The organism is Thermosynechococcus sp. (genome assembly GCF_046299635.1).
Lineage (GTDB): Bacteria > Cyanobacteriota > Cyanobacteriia > Thermosynechococcales > Thermosynechococcaceae > Thermosynechococcus.
In genome coordinates, this window is the sequence record NZ_JBKBHV010000024.1 from 1 (window position 1) to 16,329 (window position 16,329).

The following is a 16,329-nucleotide window of genomic DNA, read 5'->3' on the forward strand; positions in this document are numbered from 1 at the left end:
GGAGGTCAAAGAAGGTCTGGGGCAACTGGGCAAAGAGTTGATAAAAGAGGGAATCCCGACGCATGAGCAATGGAATTCACAGGGAGCTAATGCCAAGTATCAGAGGCTGGGTGAAGAGGGCTGTAGTGTTTAGTGCGTCTAATGTACTTAACATCACGCCTTGGTAATAATGCCTCAAAATTTGGTCGTAGGTGTAGCCCTGCAATGCCATACCGTAAGCGCCCCATTGGCTCATGCCCAACCCATGACCGTGACCGCGCCCCGTAATTGTAAAGGCAACCGGCATACTTTGTCCCGTTTGACTGGCCACATTGCCATACTCTGGCGTAATCGTTAGCAGTGTACTCCGCAGTCCCAATACACGGCGTAATTCATTTCCTGAAATCGTACGGCTACCCGCAGTGCCGATAACTTGTACTGATATGACTCGTCCTTGGGGCGTCAATTGCAAGGGGCGAAAGCCAACAATTTTACCAATACCGGGGAGGCGTTGTTGCAGTTGTGCTGCGGTAAAACGAACCGTCCACTGAAAGTTGGGAGAGACTTGGTCAAAGTCAGGAGCAGCGCGCAGGTAGGGCACCACTTTTTGCCAAATAAACTCCGAATTTTCGGTATGTCCCCCTGAGGAGGCATGAAACACCGCCTCAATGATTCGGCCATTGTAGGTGAGCACTTGACCCCGTGTGGCAGCGACGGCCGCTAGTGTACTGGCGGTTTCTGAACTCACCCCCGAATACACCTGATGGGTGACGGTGGCGCCGACATCAAAAAGGCTGCCAAGACGACGGCGTTCGCGATCGCGCCGAAAGAGGATAAAGGAACGGGAGGCTACTGCTTGGGCTTTGAGAGCCTCCAGCGGCCAAGAGGGATACATTTCCTTGCCCACCACACTGGGCAGATACTCCTCTAAATCCACAAGGTTGATGGCGATAATCCCCTCACTGGTACTCACCAGTTGTAACCGCCCGCGATACCAGCGATCGCCCACGCGCACAAGGCCATTGTCTCGTGGCTCCAGAAAAACTTGCCGTCCCCGCACGCCCCCTGCTTGTACCCCTGCCCCCGTGAGGAGAGCCGTAATATTCTGCTGCGGTGCCACCGTTAGCACTCGACCCGCCTCATCCCGCAATTGTGCTGGGGTGGAGCTACTGATTGTTACTTGACGTACCCGATCCAGAACCGCGACCCGCAATTCCACCGCTGCAGCCGTCAGTTGTAGGAGCAAACTGATCAAGCAGCCCAGACCCACCGACTGCGGCAGAAGACGCCAACGCAGAGTGAGGTAAAGCATATTTCACTCCTCAAGTAGAGGGCAATTCTTAGCGGTGCTCGCGCAGACCACTCCAACCAATGGTAATAAAGCCGACTGCCAATAGAAAACTACGAATGCCTACCCTTAGACGATTCACAAAGGCTTCCTGTTGTGCCCGGTTGACAGCTTCCTGTTGTTGGCTGCGGATACGCTCCCGTGCCTGACCCGCCTGTTTATCAAGGGCTTGGGGGTCTTTTTGTAACTGCTCGAGAATGGCTCGTTGATTTGGCGGCAGTTGATTGCTCTTGAGGAGCTGCTCCAGTTGACCGCTGCTGGCCAGTTGTTTGATTTGCTGCTGTTCCTGCTCAACCCGAATTTCCGCCTGCGCCGCCTCTTGATTGATTTGGTTAACCGCCTGTTCTGTAATTTGCCCTGTAATGGATAGGTAGAGAGGAATCCCCAACAGGCACAGTAATCCAAGCAAACTAGAGAGGACAAAGACCCAAAATCGCCAATCCTTAAGGGCGGGTTCCCCCGGCTGCGGCTGGGTGGCACTCCCAGAGACCGCTTGAATCCAAAAGCCCGTGTAGATAAAGACAAACCCAATTAGAGGAGTGGCACCGCGCTCAATGAATTGGTTGACGACCGTGAGTTGCCACTGGCTGTTATTGAACTGGGGAGCGATAAAGAGGATGCCCCACTCTACCAGAAAGGTCAGCAGTAGGATAATTCCCACCAGTTTCAGGAACTGAGCCGCCAAGGGCACAGGTCGCTGGCTTGATTTTATAGCGGTCATGGACTGCGAGTGACTCGTCAACTACTGCATCAACCTTACTGGATTTTGGTGCTGTTGATTCATGTTATGGGAACAGACTCACCTGTGGAGCGGCTATCTTTGCTCACCGCAACCTTGGTATACTCCAAATGTGCATGGCGCTGATGCTGCTGGGCTGCTTCTCCCCAGTATCGCTGGTTCGCCATCTCTTTGCTCATTGAGGCACAACAAATCCATGGTCATTGTGGCAGTCTTAGCGGCAGGACGAGGCACACGTATGAAATCCTCCCTGCCAAAAGTCCTCCATCCCCTAGGTGGGCGATCGCTGGTGGGCTGGGTTTTGCACCAAGTTCAATTCCTGCAACCGCAACGGCAGTTTGTGATCATTGGCTATGGGGGAGACGCTGTTCGTGCGGCTTTAGCGGATCAGACCCACTTGGAATTTGTGGAGCAGCGGGAACAACTGGGAACGGGTCATGCTGTACAGCAGCTTTTACCCTACCTCAAGGACTACGAAGGTCATCTTTTGGTACTAAATGGCGATGTGCCTCTATTGCGAGGTCAAACACTGGTGCATTTGCTAGACGTGCACCAGAAACACAACAATGCGGCCACCATTTTAACGGCACAAATTCCCAATCCCCAAGGTTATGGCCGGGTGATTTGTGATAGCCAGAATATCCTGAAGCAGATTATCGAAGACCGCGATTGCACCACAGCCCAAAAACAAAACCGCCGCATCAACGCTGGGGTGTATTGTTTCCACTGGCCGCAATTGGCTCAGGTTTTGCCCCATCTTCAGGCCAATAATGATCAGCAGGAATACTACCTGACCGATGCCGTCAATGCCCTCAGTCCGGTGATGGCGGTGGATGTAGAAGACTATGAGGAAATTTTGGGCGTCAATGATCGTGTTCAGTTAGCGGCAGCCTATCAAGTGCTGCAAAATCGAATCAAAAAAGCTTGGATGCAGGCAGGCGTCACCCTCATTGATCCGGCCAGTACTACGATTGAAGATACGGTTGAGCTAGCACCAGATGTGGTGATTGAACCCCAAACTCACCTGCGCGGCCAAACCCGTATTGGCAGTGGCAGCATGATTGGCCCCGGCACGTTGATTGAAAATAGTGTGATTGGCGAACGGGTGACAGCGCGCTATGCTGTGATTAGTGATAGTGAAATTGGAAATGATACCCAAGTGGGGCCTTTTGCCCACATCCGCCAGCAAACTGTTGTTGCCGATCGCTGTCGCATTGGTAACTTTGTCGAGCTAAAAAAAGCGCAGTTGGGCAGCGACACCAAGGCCTCTCATCTTGCCTACCTTGGCGATGCCACTTTGGGCGATCGCGTGAATATCGGGGCAGGAACCATTACCGCCAACTACGACGGCATGCGCAAGCACCCCACCCATATCGGTAGCGGTACCAAAACGGGTGCTAATAGTGTCCTAGTGGCTCCAGTGACCCTTGGTGAAAATGTCACGGTGGCGGCGGGTTCGACGGTTACAGAAGATGTACCGGATAATGCCCTTGTCATTGCCCGCTGTCGTCAGGTGGTCAAACCCAACTGGCAACCCAAAGCCTAGCCTGCCCCACAGCAGGGTTCAATGCCCAGCCGCCGCAGAAGCAAATCACTCACTGCATTGGCGACCGCAAACTCACTGTAGAAGCTTTGGGAAAAATCAAACTCTTGCAACTCCGTGACCAATGCCAAGAGAATGCCGCCGAGATCATGCTCCCCTTCCAACCGCTGACGGCAGTACACTTGAGCAGCTCGCCGGGCGATCGCCTGATTTATCGCTTCCGGCAAGTATTCTGTATTCAGCCAATTGAGAAGGGCTTGCTCCAGCCATTGCGCATCCGCAGTGCAGTCACCACAGGGGGGAAGTTGAATCGGCGGAATCGGGGTACTCATGGCGGAGTCCTAAACTCGTCTGAATGTCTGAATTAAATTATTAAATTCATCCTATAACTTGAAGCAAGCAATGGGCGATACTGGATTCGAACCAGTGACCCCTTCCGTGTGAAGGAAGTGCGCTACCACTGTGCTAATCGCCCTAGTTCAGACAACTTTCAATCATATCTTGGATGGCAGGCTTTTGTAAATTGCTTAAACAAGGCTGCGGCAAATGTCATCAAAGGCGGCGGCAGGATCCGCTGCTTGTAATATGGGACGGCCAATGACAAGGTAAGAGGCACCGGCAGCAAAGGCAGCATTGGGCGTCAGCGATCGCGCCTGATCTCCTAGGGCTGTGCCAAGGGGACGAATCCCCGGACAAACTCTCAAAAACTCCTCTCCCCACCGTTGTTTCACCCGTGCGGCCTCCTGAGGAGAACAGACAATGCCTGCCAGTCCTGCTTGATGGGCCAGATCGGCCATGCGCTCCACATAGGTGACCGGGTCAAGGGGGATCTGGAGTTCACTTTGAAGGGTATTGGCATCAATGCTGGTGAGCAAGGTGACGCCGATGAGTTGGGTGGCGCTGTTTCCCAAAGCCGCCTGAGCGCTTTTTAGCCCTGCTAAGCCGCCGGCCGTGTGGATGGTTACAAAGTCCACGCCATAGGGGGCGATCGCCCGCACCGCAGCAGCCAGCGTATTGGGAATATCGTGAAGCTTCAAATCGAGAAAGATGCGCTTCCCCTGATCCTTGAGGACATCGAGAATAATCGGTCCACTGGCACAAAAGAGTTCTAGCCCCACTTTCCAAAATTGCACTTGGGGTAGCCGATGAATGGTGGCGATCGCCCCCTCCAGATTGGGCACATCCAAGGCGACAATAATTTTGGCGGCAACGGTCTCTAGCGAATCAAACAAGGCTCTTTGATCTCCTCAGACGATTCACACCGGGCGGCGCACACAGCGCAGCAACCACAGCGCCACAATAATACCCGTCAACTGAGCGGCAATGGTATTCACTTTGGCCTGAATCACAAAAATTTCCAGTGGCTCAATCAAGACATTGGTGACATAGACTGCCGCCCCTTGGGGGATCGACAGCACCTTGAGCAACAACATCCCCACATTCCACTCTGCCGCGGCCACGGTGAAAATCATGCCAGCAATATTCACCCAAAGACCGATATTCAAACTGCGGATGACGTGCTCTTTGCTGGGGCGTTGTTCCGGTTGATCCAAGCGTCGTCCCAGTTGTGGATAGCGATAGCAGCAGTAAATGCTCACCCCCAAAAACACTAAGCCGATAATCGCCAACACCAGCCCCAAGGTGGGACTATTCATGCCGTTGGGCGGACGATTGATATTAAATTGGCGACTAAAGATGACAATAATAATAATCAACAGCGAAACAAAGCCAAGGACAACCTGTGTCCAAAAGCCAATCCAGCCAAAGCGTTGCAGTTCACGGCCAAGGCGGTGGAGAGGTTGGGTAGTACCTCGCTGGGATGGCGGGGGGGCATTACCGGGAAGGCGTTCCATGGTTCTGTGAGGAAGAGGTCTTAGGCTCAATCATAGCGAACGGTTTTTCGGGGTCGCCAAATAGGAGCACCAGTCGCTCCAACTGCCGGCATAGAGCTTGGTTTGATGCAGGCCGGCGATCGCCAGCCCCAAAATATCCACACAGGCGGTTACGCCAGAGCCACAATAGACAATGATCTGCTGGGCTGTGGCCAAGGGCTGCCAGTGGGCTTGCAGTTCGGCCACGGATTTGAGTCGCCCCTGCTCATCGGAGATGGCCGACCATGGGTAGTTCACCGCACCGGGGATGTGACCGGCCACGGGATCTATGGGTTCGATTTCACCGCGATAGCGCTGGGGTTCGCGGGCATCCACAATCACCGTCTGGGGGTCGGCTTGCACCGCCATCACCCCTGCCCGATCCACCACCCACGCCGGCCGAGGATGGGGCTTGAAGTTTCCCTGCCGAGGGGGTGGGACAACAGGAGTGACGGGATACCCCGCTTCGACATAGGCGCGATAGCCCCCATCCAGTACTGCCACGCGATCGTGCCCCAACCAGCGCAGGAGCCACCAGCAGCGAGCGGCATAGGCAAACCGCGAATCGTCATAGGCCACCACCAGCGTTGCCGGAGTAACCCCCATTTGGTTGAGCCGTGCCGCTAATTTCTGCGGATCGGGTAAGGGATGGCGCCCCCCATGCCGTTGGCGGGGACTAGAGAGATCCTGCTCTAGGTCGAGGTAATAGGCTCCCGGCAGATGCCCTTGGGCATACTCCCGCCGTCCCCGGCAGGTATCCCTGAGGTCAAAACGGCAGTCGGCAATCACCACGTCCGGATCGCTGAGGTGGGCTGCCAACCAGGCGGCCGTTACGGCATAGGGGGGCATGGCAGTGGAGGAGCTAGGCGCGCCACTTCACTTTGGGGAGAATGTGGTTGACATCCACCCGGTCTTTGTATTTGATGGCAAAGTTAAGCAGGGAGTCAAGGAGCGAATCCGACAAGTAGTGGGGTTGCAATCCCAGATCGAGGAGCTTGGTGTTTTTGGCGTTGAAGTAGTGCTCTTCTTTTTCCACCCGCGGGTTTTCGAGGTGCTGGATTTCCACCTTTAGGCCAAGGGCTTTACCGGCTTCTTGGACTTTGCGGGCAAGGTCACCGACACTAAATTGTTCTGTGAATTGGTTGAGGACGCGAAATTCCCCCGGAGCGGCGGGGTTGTTCACGGCCAGTTCAATGCAGCGCACCGTATCGCGAATATCCAAGAAGCCGCGGGTTTGCCCGCCCTTGCCATAGACCGTGAGGGGATGCCCAATGGCCGCTTGAATGCAGAAGCGATTGAGGGCAGTGCCGAAAATGCCATCGTAATCAAGGCGGTTGATCAGCAATTCATCCATGCCCGTTTCTTCGGTGAGCACGCCGTAAACCACCCCCTGGTTCAAATCCGTGGCGCGCAGTCCCCAAGTGCGGCAGGCAAAGTGGATGTTGTGGCTATCGTGGACTTTGCTGAGGTGATAGAAGCTACCGGGCTGCTTGGGATAGGGCAAGGTATCTTTGCGACCGTTGTGCTCAATGGTGATATAGCCCTCTTCAATGTCAATGTTGGGGGTGCCGTATTCCCCCATGGTGCCCAGTTTCACAAGGTGGCAGTCAGGGTTGTGGGTATGGATGGCGTAGAGCAGATTGAGCGTTCCCACCACGTTGTTGACCTGCGTGAAGACGGCATGCTCCCGATCAATCATGGAGTAGGGGGCGGAGCGCTGTTCGCCAAAGTGGACGATCGCCTCTGGCTGAAACTCGAGCATGGCGCGCTCAAGGAAGGGATAGTTGCAAACGTCGCCAATGTAAAGGCCGATCTTTTTGCCGGTGAGATCCTGCCAGCGTTGCAGACGGTGTTGAATGGGGGCGATCGGCGTCAGGGTCTGCACGCACAGTTCATTGTCCCAATGACGCCGAATGAGGCTATCCAAAATCGCAACATCGTGACCACGATTGGAAAGATAGAGGGCTGTCGCCCAGCCACAGTAACCATCACCGCCAATTACGAGGACTCTCATGCTAACCGTGCTGAAATCAATAACTACTCCGCCAGCCATTCAGTGGCTTCCATACCACGTTACCAGTAATGGGGACGCCGTTGATCCCTTGGCTTAGAATTCGACGGCAGGATCGGGGCGGCGACTTTTAGGCTCCGAAAAGATATGTAACTTAACGGTTTCGCCGGCCAAGTCAATTTGGACGATGTCGCCAAAAAGAACATCCAGCGCTTCTAAGAGAGCCTGTAATTGCGGCGTGCTGGCACCCGCTTCTTGGTAGAGGCGATCGCTCAACCGGCCGAGGCGCTGCCAAGTGGTATAAAGCCGGGCAATGGCACTTTCCAGTTGGGCGGCCTGCTGAAGGAGATCGGCAACGGTGTGCAGCTGATCAAGACGCTGGGCTTCGAGGAGGAGCTGTTCTAGATCCACGGGGTGGGCGGTGAGGGCTTGGATCTGGGGGGCGGCCTCAAGATAGCGGCGCAGTTGGCGGGCGGTGGCGGTCACTTCCTTAACGGTTTCCACCCTGGGGTCGCCGGCCAGTTCTCGGCAGAGTTCCTGCTGCTGCGGCGGGGGCAGCTTTTCTAATTCTTTCACCAAGGGAGCCACATCGCGGGGGGCAAGGGTGCGATCGCCGGCCTTTTGTCGCACCACCGGCGGTAGGAAATCCGCGTGCAGGGCCGTCCATTCCTCCTGCAGTTGGCGCACTTGGCGGTGGGTAATGCGATCGCCGGCAGCAGCCGCTTGGGTAATCAGGGCTTGCACCTCAGGATCGGCAGCGGCAGTTGCCAAAAAGGCTCGCTTGCTAAAGCGGGAGACCGCCTCGGCAGGAAGGGGATGGGCCTTGAGCAGCTCATCGGCGCGATCGGCCAACCGCATCAACTCCTCGGCGCGGCGTTTACCGATCTCCTGTTCTTGAAGCCACTGCTGAAAGCCGATTCCCCGTTCATCCCCCTGACGGCGATAGCGATCGCGCACCGCCCGCAGAATTTGCCCGCGCCAGATCTCCGTTTGCAGGTCAAAGCGTTCACACACCTGCCACGCTTGGCGCACTTGGTGCAGGAATTCCTCCTCAGAAAGGGGGCTATCCGCCGCCGGAATCGGCAACACAAAGTCAGGCGTCGGCTCCATAGCTGCGCAAAAACGACCGCTTCAGCAGTATAGCCTAGCTGCTTTCCAGAAAAGGACGGTAAATTGCCTAGGATTGAATTACTGCGTTGACGGGAAGCGTTATGACCACCCTATTGGCACCCGCCCTAACCACGGAGCGCCACGAGTATCGTCAAGGAGAACTTGACACTAGACTTGGGGGCACTGTTAATCACAATGAGTTGGTTCGTTCCTCAACTGTACTATTGAGCTTGGCTCTCAAAGGGAAACCCTACCAAGTCTTTGTTACGGATCAACGCCTCTGGATTCCTGAAACCCAGTCCTACTACTACCCCGATGTCGTGGTGACGCCAAAGCCCCTGCCCTTGGTGGCGGGACGCCCAGATGGGGTGAGGCACTCTATCTTCATTGCGGAGGTTTTGTCCCCCTCCACAGAGGATCGCGATCGCGGGACAAAGTTTTGCGACTATCGCCAGATTCCCACCCTGCACGAATATCTGCTGATTTGATAGTTTCAACCCCAACTCAGTCTTGCGCAAATGTCCATGTCCCCTATCACTGCTGATGCCTCCCTCAACTTTGGTCTCATGATTGTCGAGGGAGAGGATGTGGTGCGCCTTGGTCTTTGGACCGGCATTCAGCAGCAGTGGGGGATTGAGCCGCTGTTGTTTCACGACGGCCATGGGCTGATCACGTATCTGGAAAACACGCCTCTCGATCCGGAGCGCCATCCTTGGATTGTGCTCTGCGATGCCCAACTCACGGTGAATGATGCCAATACCCCTTGGCTGTGGCAGTGGTTGAAACAGCACCATCCGACGTTGCGGGTGCTGCTCACGGTTCGCCCCGCTGCCCTTGAATTGGTCTCCTTGGCTCAACAGGTGGGTGTGGAGGGCATCTACCCCCGCCATACGGCTCTGGGTGAACTCCTGGCGGGAGTGCTGGCAATTGCCCAAGGGGCGATCGTGCACAGGGTAACCCCCCCGCCGCCGCCTTTGAGGGTGCTGTTTCCCAAGCCGTGGGATCGTTGGCGGTATCAGTTTATCCAGCAGGGACTGGAGGAAATGGATGCGTGGTTGCAGGCTTTGGATCACCACTTGGGGCGATCGCGCCTCTCTCCCCTTGAACGGCTGGTCTGTGAAGGTCGCCATCGGGAAATTCGTGCCGCCCGCTGGTTGGTCTCCCGTTTATTGCCGCAGCCGAGTCCAACACCTCCTGCTCCCGTCGTATCCGCCGTGCGTCCGCAGATTGAAATCATTTCCCAACTGGTGGATCGCTGCTTAGAGCGGATGCAATCGGATCTCTTGAACTTAACGTCGCGGCCTTTGGAGCTAGAGGTACTCACCCTACAACAACGACGGGAACTGCTCTATACCATTTTGCGGCAGTGGGATCTGCTTGTGCGCGCCATGCAAGCGACACCACCCAGTATTGAATTTTTACACCAACGAGGCAACTCCCTACTACAAGACCTGTGGGAGCAGAGCCTACGGGAGTTTTTTCGTCCCTATCGCTTTGCGCTGGGGGAGGAGTCGGATCTGATCGAGCTGTTGCTCGGCGAAAGGGAGACGGTGGCCAACGTCTATCTCAAGCCCGTTCCCTTTGTGGCGGAGATGCTGGCCCATCTGTTAACCCAACAACCCCTTAAAATCCATCTGCAACTCTATCGCTACGGCACCGCTGCCGCCTTGGAGATTCTCGATGCCCTCCTAGATCACTGGCTGCTCAGTGTGGCCAACGGCATTGTCTATGCCCTGTTGAATCGGTGCTGCTATAGCGAGGTGATCCAGCAGACGTTTTTGCGACCGCAATACACCTCAACTCGGGAAATGGAACGCTTTCGCAATGCCCTCTCTTGGCATTACCGCTGGCAGCGCTGGGTCAAGGAACCGCAAAACATCTTTGAAAGCCGCTTGATCTTGCTGCGGCTGACAGCGCGAGGCATTCAGGAGCTGGCACTGACCGTCCCCCGCCAAAAAGAGCTAATGCAACTGGAGGGGATTCCCTACGCTCTCACCTTGGCCCTTGAAGCCCGCGATGCTTTAGCCCCGCCGCTACGGGCGGTTGTGGCTTGGGTCGGCAAGGGGGTGGTGTATCTATTGACGCAGGTAATCGGTCGCGGTTTGGGGCTGATCGGCCGCGGCATTTTGCAGGGCATTGGTCAATCCGTTGGCGGTGGCTGGAGTCGCTCTGAGACCTCAAAAACCTCTTCTAACCCCTCAGGGGACTAGGGAAACCTTAACCGGTGATTAACCTCAAGACGCTCCTCAATCGTGGGTGAATGTGCTAGCATGCTTATAGCTTTTACTTACCTGAGCTTACTGGACTATCAGAAAAGGGTTTGGGTAGAAAAGCGCGAGGAGTGAATAAGGAGTAAAGTGTCTATGTCTCCCTCATTGACGAAGCTAGGAGTGCTCATTCCCACGATTTTGGTGGGAGCAACCATGGCCGCCGCCGCCGAAACCCCAAGCGACTTACCAGCTCCGACGAACCCCCGCCAAGCGATTCCCTCGGTGGCAGAACTGGAAAAAGAACTGGGACTGCCGACAACCCAAGATTCCAAGCCGCAGGTCACCTCTGTATCCCAGCTTTCTGACGTTAGCCCCACCGACTGGGCCTACCAAGCCTTGGCCTCCCTTGTCGAGAAATACGGCTGTATTGCCGGCTATCCCGACGGCACCTTCCGCGGCAACCGCGCCGCCACGCGCTATGAAATGGCCGCTGCCCTCAACGCCTGCTTGGATGTGATCAGTGACCGTTTTGCCACCAAAGAAGACTTGGCAACCCTACAGCGCCTGACAGACGAATTCAAAGCTGAGCTGGCCACCCTGCGGGGTCGGGTGGACAAACTGGAAGCCAAGACGGCTCAACTGGAAGCACAGCAATTTGCCACCCTCACCAAGCTGAACGCCACGGTGATTTTTAACCTTTCTGAGGCAAGGGATGTGACGGCACGAGCTCCAGGTCAAGTTGGTGCTATTAATGTTAACAGAACCAACCCTGTTGCCAACCAGCGCACGCGGTTGAACTTCGACACCAGCTTCTACGGCAAAGACCGGCTGCGGTTGCGGTTACAAGCTGCAAACATCACTAGGTATGATGGTTTGACTAATACCAACATGGGTCGCCTTGGCTATGATGGCGACAGCGCCAACCAATTTACACTGCAAAAGGCGTTCTACAGCTTCCCTGTGACTTCCAAAGGTCGCCTGATTTTAGACTTTGTCGGTGGGGAGTTCAACGACAACTTTGAGAACTTCAACCCCTTCTTACAGTCGAGCGACACGGGTGCTCTGTCTCGCTTTGGTCGCTATAACCCCATCTACCGCGCCGGTTCTGGAGATAACGCAGCAGGGGTCAGCTTTAAGTACGATGTCGTGCGTAACGACGAGAAAGGTACCGGCGTGACCCTGAACGTGGGCTACTTGGCACCTAATGCGAACAACCCTAACGCAAATGCGAACAATGGTTTGAACGGTTTCTTCGATGGTGCCTATGCCGCCTTGGCACAGGTTGATGTCCGCCCTGTCAAAAATCTGGCTTTGGGGGTTACCTACACCCACTCCTACGGTCTTGATCCTTTTAATGGTACGGGTAGTTTGGGTCCAATCTCGGCAGCAAATCCATTAGGTACTCCTAACAATATTCCAAACAATATTCCAAACCAAGCTGCTGATGCGATTGGCTTCCAGTTCACCTACCGCCCCATTCAAAAATTCAATGTTGCCGGTTGGTTGGGCTATGCCAATGTCTACGGTGTTCGGGGGAATGCTCTAGCCGGTGGTCGGCTCCAAGCTGACATTCTCAACTGGGCGGTCACTCTTGCTGCACCTGACCTCTGGCGCAAAGGGGATTTGGCGGGTCTGGTTTTCGGTCAGCCTCCTCAACTAACTTCAGTTAACCCTCCTCTCTCTAATCTTATTACCACGGTTGGTGTGGGTCCTGGTTTCTCCAACTCTCCTGCAGAATACACTCGCTTTAATACCTATCACCTAGAGGGCTTCTACCGCTTTGCAGTGTCCAAGAACATCTCAGTTACGCCGGGGATCATTGCTGTGTTCAACCCCAACAGCAACTTTCGTAACGATACCTTGGTCATCGGCGCCATTCGCACGACGTTTAGCTTCTAGTGCCCTCTGTTTCCCCCTCCCCTGAGGGGGATTTTTTTATTTGGGCATATTAGAATATCGAGCACTAGAGCTGGGTACTGCCTGTTATGTCCGCTGAGGCTCTTGTGGTTCCGTCGGCGCCTACAATCGCCCCGGCTCCTCGCCCCCTGCGACTGGGGGTGTTGGCCTCTGGGAGTGGCTCCAATTTTGCTGCCCTTGCCGAAGCCATTGCCCAAGGGGAATTGGCCGCCCGCATTCAGGTGCTGATCTACAACAATCCCGAGGCCTTGGTGGCAGAGCGGGCAAAACGGTGGCAGATTCCCGCCGTTCTCCTCAACCATCGCCACTACCCCAATCGTGAAAGCTTTGATGCTGCCCTTGTCGAAACCCTCAAGGCGCATGCGGTGGAGTGGGTGGTAATGGCAGGCTGGATGCGGATTGTCACCCCTGTGCTTCTTCAGGCCTACCCGCAGCGGGTCATTAACCTGCATCCCAGTTTGCTGCCGAGTTTTCGCGGGCTGCATGCCGTTGAACAGGCCTTGGCAGCGGGGGTGAAGATCACGGGCTGTACCGTCCATCTGGTGGAAGAGGAAGTGGACAGCGGCCCGATTTTGGTTCAAGCGGCGGTGCCCGTTCTTCCCGACGATACGCCGGCCACTCTCCATGCCCGCATTCAAGTCCAAGAGCATCGGATTCTCAAGCTGGCGATCGCTGACATTGCGGCGCGACAGGCGCAAACGTCCTCCTGACTTTGGGCAATACCCCTAAGGGCCTCTTTTACGTCGGCATCCTTTTCTCAGGGGGGAGGATTAATTCAGGTTAGGAGAGGCAGGTGTGGATAGCTGTCAATCTAGATATGAGGCAGGCATCCACCCCTGAGGATATTCGGCGATTATTGGGGGAGCTATTAGAAGCTCAGAAGGAAACAGAGCGCTTACTGCGGGAAGAAGCCCATCAACTCAACCAGCAACTCAGCAAGTTGGGCGATCGCCTTGGGGAATTTGTCGAATGGCAGGTGCGTCCCGCCGTACTGCGGTTGTTTCGCAGCCGAGGAATTGCCGTTTCCCAACTCTACAGCGATGGCATTCTCCAAGACGGCAACGACAGCTTAGAAGCGGAGGTGGCGCGCTATGCCTATCGGCAAGGGTTGTTTGTGTTGGCGCAGTCGGGAGAGGGGGTGACGATTCTCAACGAGGCGCAGTTTCAGCCCCGCCGGTGGTAGGTGAGTCTCTGGGAGGATTGCGCTCCTAAGGATGATCCTGTAACCACTGTTTGAGAACCGTCACAAAGCGATCGCACTCCTGCGGCAACGTAAAGTAATGGACACAGGCACGCACCGAGGCAGGAAAGAGCAACTCCCGCACCAAGATATTTTCCGCTTCGAGGTCTTGCACCAATTGGCGATGCCGACCGTTGGCCAACTGAAAAGCCACCAAACCCGACGGCGGGGGCACCGGACTCAGACAGGTCACCCCCTCTATGCCCTGTAACTGTTCCCAGAGGTCATGACTCAGCTCGCAGATGCGCCGGTATCGCGCTTGGGCAGTTCCCCATTGCTCATGGATCCGCAGGGCAGTGGTTAGCGCCGCCACCAAAGAAAAGGCGGTTGTGGCCACCTCAAAGCGACTGGCATCCTCCTTCCAGCCGGCAGGTTGCCCCTCAGGGGTTTGGTGAATGCCGCGCCAGCCGACAAAGGTCGGCTCCAAGGTAGGCAGGCGATCGCGCCGAATATACAGCCCCCCCACCCCCGCAGGGCCACAGCACCACTTGTGTCCCGTAAAGGCATAGTAATCCACCCCTAGGGCCGGTAAATCGAGGGGCACCATGCCAACACTTTGGGCACCATCCGCCAAGACTTGGATGCCGCGACGATGGCAAACCTCAACAATTTTCTCCAAGGGCAAAAGCTTGCCTGTATTCCACAGTAAATGACTGAGAACCACCAAGCGCGTGCGGGGATGAAGCTGAGCCTCAACGGCGGCCACCTCATCGTCACACCCCGGCCAAAAAGCCACGCGATCCACAACCACCCCCAATCGCCGCGCCAACTGCGCCGTAATTGCCACCACCCCCGGATGCTCGCAGTTGGAAATCAAAAGATGATCCCCCGCTTGCCAAGGGATGCCCCAGAGCACAATGTTGCAGCCTGTGGTCACCGAATCCGTAAGGGCAATGGTGTCTGCCGTGGTTCCCAATAGCCGTGCCAGTTCTTGCCGCAGGGTCTGCAGTTGCTCATTGAGCCACGGAAACACCCGATTGGCAAAGGGGCCTTCCGCTTGAAGGTGGCGATCGCTCTGGAGAATGGCCTGCCAACTGTCTTGATGCAGCGGCCCTTGCCCCCCATAGTTGAGGTAGGTCTTATTCAGCAGCGCCGGGTAGCTGTCGTGATAGGCGCGCAGGGTCTCTAGGGTCATGCGGTTCATTGATTTTCAATACTTTGTGTTAGGATAGGGGAACATCCCGGTGATTGTGCGGTTCAATTCAGCAAGCAATGACAAAAGCATACACCCCTGAAGATGTTTGGCGGTTATTGGGGGAGCTGTTAGAGACCCAAAAGGAAACAGAGCGCCGTTTTCAGGAAACAGAGCGGAGGTTCCAAGAAACAGACCGCCGCTTCCAAGAAACAGAGCGGAGGTTCCAAGAAACGGAGCGCTTACTGCGGGAAGAAGCCCGTCAACTCAACCAGCAACTCGGCAAACTGGGCAATCGTCTTGGGGAATTTGTCGAATGGCAGGTGCGCCCCGCCGTACTGCGGTTGTTTCGCAGCCGAGGAATTGCCGTTTCCCAACTCTACAGTGATGTCATTCTCCAAGACGGTAACGACAGCTTAGAAATTGATCTGCTGGTTGTCAACAGCGAGGAAGCGGTTCTTGTGGAGGTGAAAACCAAACTCAGCCAAGGGGATGTGGATGAGCATATAGAGCGCATTGCCAAATTTCGCCGTTTAGCGCACCAGTATCGGGACACCCAGCTGTTGGGAGCCGTGGCGGGGATAATTGTGCCGCCGGAGGTAGCGCGCTATGCCTATCGGCAAGGGTTGTTTGTGTTGGCGCAGTCGGGAGAGGGGGTCACGATTCTCAACGATGCGCAGTTTCAGCCCCGCCGGTGGTAGGCGCGGCGTGGTCAGAGTCGTTCACGGGTGGCGGTGTGGCTTTTAGGGCTTGAGAGCGGCTATCCAGCCACTGTTGCAAAATGAGGGCCGCGGCAATTTGATCCACCAGTTCCTTGTGGCGACGGGGCGATCGCCGCCGCTGTTTAAGAATTTCCTCTGCTTGAAAGGAGGTCAGTCGCTCATCTATGTATTCCACCGGCAAGTTCAAGGCGGCAGCGATTTTTTCCGCCAGATATTGCACCTGCCGTGCCTGGGAACCCAACTCGCCATTTAATGTGTAGGGCAAGCCCACCACCAAACGCTCCACTTGGCGTTCTTGACAAATTTGGCGGAGGGTCTCAATATCCTTGGCAAAGTTACGGCGCTGAATTGTCGTTAAGCCTGTGGCCAACTGCCCGGAGCGATCGCACCCCGCCACGCCGATGCGCTTGCGCCCTAAATCTAGGCCCAAAACGGAAATCATCCTTGAGTCGGCAAGAACAGTTCCCCTAGAATGAAATCCATCGCCAAGGTGCATTTTTTCCTTGA

Annotated in this window: 17 protein-coding genes and 1 tRNA gene; 7 read left to right on the forward strand and 11 right to left on the reverse strand. The window is 55.6% G+C overall.

What is annotated here, in order from left to right; genetic code table 11:
• Nucleotides 1-76: 76 nt before the first annotated feature.
• Complete coding sequence (locus tag ACK4IR_RS09730) at nucleotides 77-1,291, reverse strand: SpoIID/LytB domain-containing protein (protein ID WP_409874171.1); 1,215 nt, start codon at nucleotides 1,289-1,291, stop codon at nucleotides 77-79.
• 28 nt (nucleotides 1,292-1,319) lie between these two features.
• Complete coding sequence (locus tag ACK4IR_RS09735) at nucleotides 1,320-2,048, reverse strand: HpsJ family protein (protein WP_409874172.1); 729 nt, start codon at nucleotides 2,046-2,048, stop codon at nucleotides 1,320-1,322.
• Between the two features lie 214 nt (nucleotides 2,049-2,262).
• On the opposite strand from ACK4IR_RS09735, the gene glmU reads away from it, so the two are divergent.
• Nucleotides 2,263-3,612, forward strand: a complete 1,350-nt coding sequence (gene glmU, locus ACK4IR_RS09740) for a bifunctional UDP-N-acetylglucosamine diphosphorylase/glucosamine-1-phosphate N-acetyltransferase GlmU (protein ID WP_409874173.1) — start codon at nucleotides 2,263-2,265, stop codon at nucleotides 3,610-3,612.
• Here glmU and ACK4IR_RS09745 read toward each other — a convergent pair.
• The 7 genes from ACK4IR_RS09745 to ACK4IR_RS09775 all read right to left on the reverse strand — a co-directional run bounded on the left by ACK4IR_RS09745 (nucleotide 3,609) and on the right by ACK4IR_RS09775 (nucleotide 8,601).
• Entirely contained in the window at nucleotides 3,609-3,941 is a 333-nt protein-coding gene (locus ACK4IR_RS09745; RefSeq protein ID WP_409874174.1) for a hypothetical protein, read from the reverse strand. The two genes, glmU and ACK4IR_RS09745, sit on opposite strands and share 4 nt — an antisense overlap.
• 71 nt (nucleotides 3,942-4,012) lie before the next feature.
• Nucleotides 4,013-4,084: transfer RNA gene (locus ACK4IR_RS09750), tRNA-Val, on the reverse strand.
• A gap of 52 nt (nucleotides 4,085-4,136) precedes the next feature.
• A complete protein-coding gene (gene pyrF / locus ACK4IR_RS09755) occupies nucleotides 4,137-4,841 on the reverse strand; it encodes an orotidine-5'-phosphate decarboxylase (RefSeq protein WP_409874175.1) in 705 nt (234 codons plus the stop codon).
• Nucleotides 4,842-4,865: 24 nt separating this feature from the next.
• Nucleotides 4,866-5,462, reverse strand: coding sequence for a DUF3611 family protein (locus ACK4IR_RS09760; protein WP_409874176.1), 597 nt, complete (start codon nucleotides 5,460-5,462; stop codon nucleotides 4,866-4,868).
• A gap of 30 nt (nucleotides 5,463-5,492) precedes the next feature.
• On the reverse strand, nucleotides 5,493-6,329 hold the full coding sequence (locus ACK4IR_RS09765; protein ID WP_409874177.1) for a sulfurtransferase: 837 nt from the start codon (nucleotides 6,327-6,329) through the stop codon (nucleotides 5,493-5,495).
• Between the two features lie 13 nt (nucleotides 6,330-6,342).
• Entirely contained in the window at nucleotides 6,343-7,494 is a 1,152-nt protein-coding gene (locus ACK4IR_RS09770) for an NAD-dependent epimerase/dehydratase family protein (RefSeq protein ID WP_409874178.1), read from the reverse strand.
• A 93-nt stretch (nucleotides 7,495-7,587) separates the two neighbouring features.
• Nucleotides 7,588-8,601 (reverse strand): hypothetical protein, encoded by a 1,014-nt coding sequence (locus tag ACK4IR_RS09775; RefSeq protein ID WP_409874179.1) that lies wholly within the window; start codon nucleotides 8,599-8,601, stop codon nucleotides 7,588-7,590.
• A gap of 101 nt (nucleotides 8,602-8,702) precedes the next feature.
• Between ACK4IR_RS09775 and ACK4IR_RS09780 the strand changes: the two genes are divergently transcribed.
• The 5 genes from ACK4IR_RS09780 to ACK4IR_RS09800 all read left to right on the forward strand — a co-directional run bounded on the left by ACK4IR_RS09780 (nucleotide 8,703) and on the right by ACK4IR_RS09800 (nucleotide 13,911).
• Nucleotides 8,703-9,089, forward strand: coding sequence for a Uma2 family endonuclease (locus ACK4IR_RS09780; RefSeq protein WP_409874180.1), 387 nt, complete (start codon nucleotides 8,703-8,705; stop codon nucleotides 9,087-9,089).
• A gap of 36 nt (nucleotides 9,090-9,125) precedes the next feature.
• On the forward strand, nucleotides 9,126-10,811 hold the full coding sequence (locus ACK4IR_RS09785; protein WP_409874181.1) for a DUF3685 domain-containing protein: 1,686 nt from the start codon (nucleotides 9,126-9,128) through the stop codon (nucleotides 10,809-10,811).
• A 153-nt stretch (nucleotides 10,812-10,964) separates the two neighbouring features.
• Nucleotides 10,965-12,710, forward strand: coding sequence for an iron uptake porin (locus ACK4IR_RS09790; protein WP_409874182.1), 1,746 nt, complete (start codon nucleotides 10,965-10,967; stop codon nucleotides 12,708-12,710).
• An 86-nt stretch (nucleotides 12,711-12,796) separates the two neighbouring features.
• The gene (purN, locus tag ACK4IR_RS09795; RefSeq protein ID WP_409874183.1) at nucleotides 12,797-13,438 is read left to right on the forward strand and encodes a phosphoribosylglycinamide formyltransferase; all 642 of its coding nucleotides are present in this window, start codon (nucleotides 12,797-12,799) and stop codon (nucleotides 13,436-13,438) included.
• A 107-nt stretch (nucleotides 13,439-13,545) separates the two neighbouring features.
• A complete protein-coding gene (locus ACK4IR_RS09800) occupies nucleotides 13,546-13,911 on the forward strand; it encodes a hypothetical protein (RefSeq protein ID WP_409874184.1) in 366 nt (121 codons plus the stop codon).
• 25 nt (nucleotides 13,912-13,936) lie between these two features.
• Here the strand turns inward: ACK4IR_RS09800 and ACK4IR_RS09805 are convergent, their stop codons facing one another.
• Nucleotides 13,937-15,112, reverse strand: coding sequence for an aminotransferase class V-fold PLP-dependent enzyme (locus ACK4IR_RS09805; RefSeq protein ID WP_409874185.1), 1,176 nt, complete (start codon nucleotides 15,110-15,112; stop codon nucleotides 13,937-13,939).
• A gap of 68 nt (nucleotides 15,113-15,180) precedes the next feature.
• Between ACK4IR_RS09805 and ACK4IR_RS09810 the strand changes: the two genes are divergently transcribed.
• Nucleotides 15,181-15,801, forward strand: coding sequence for a hypothetical protein (locus tag ACK4IR_RS09810; RefSeq protein WP_409874186.1), 621 nt, complete (start codon nucleotides 15,181-15,183; stop codon nucleotides 15,799-15,801).
• Here ACK4IR_RS09810 and ruvX read toward each other — a convergent pair.
• Complete coding sequence (gene ruvX, locus ACK4IR_RS09815; RefSeq protein WP_409874187.1) at nucleotides 15,767-16,264, reverse strand: Holliday junction resolvase RuvX; 498 nt, start codon at nucleotides 16,262-16,264, stop codon at nucleotides 15,767-15,769. The two genes, ACK4IR_RS09810 and ruvX, sit on opposite strands and share 35 nt — an antisense overlap.
• Nucleotides 16,265-16,329 lie beyond the last annotated feature (65 nt).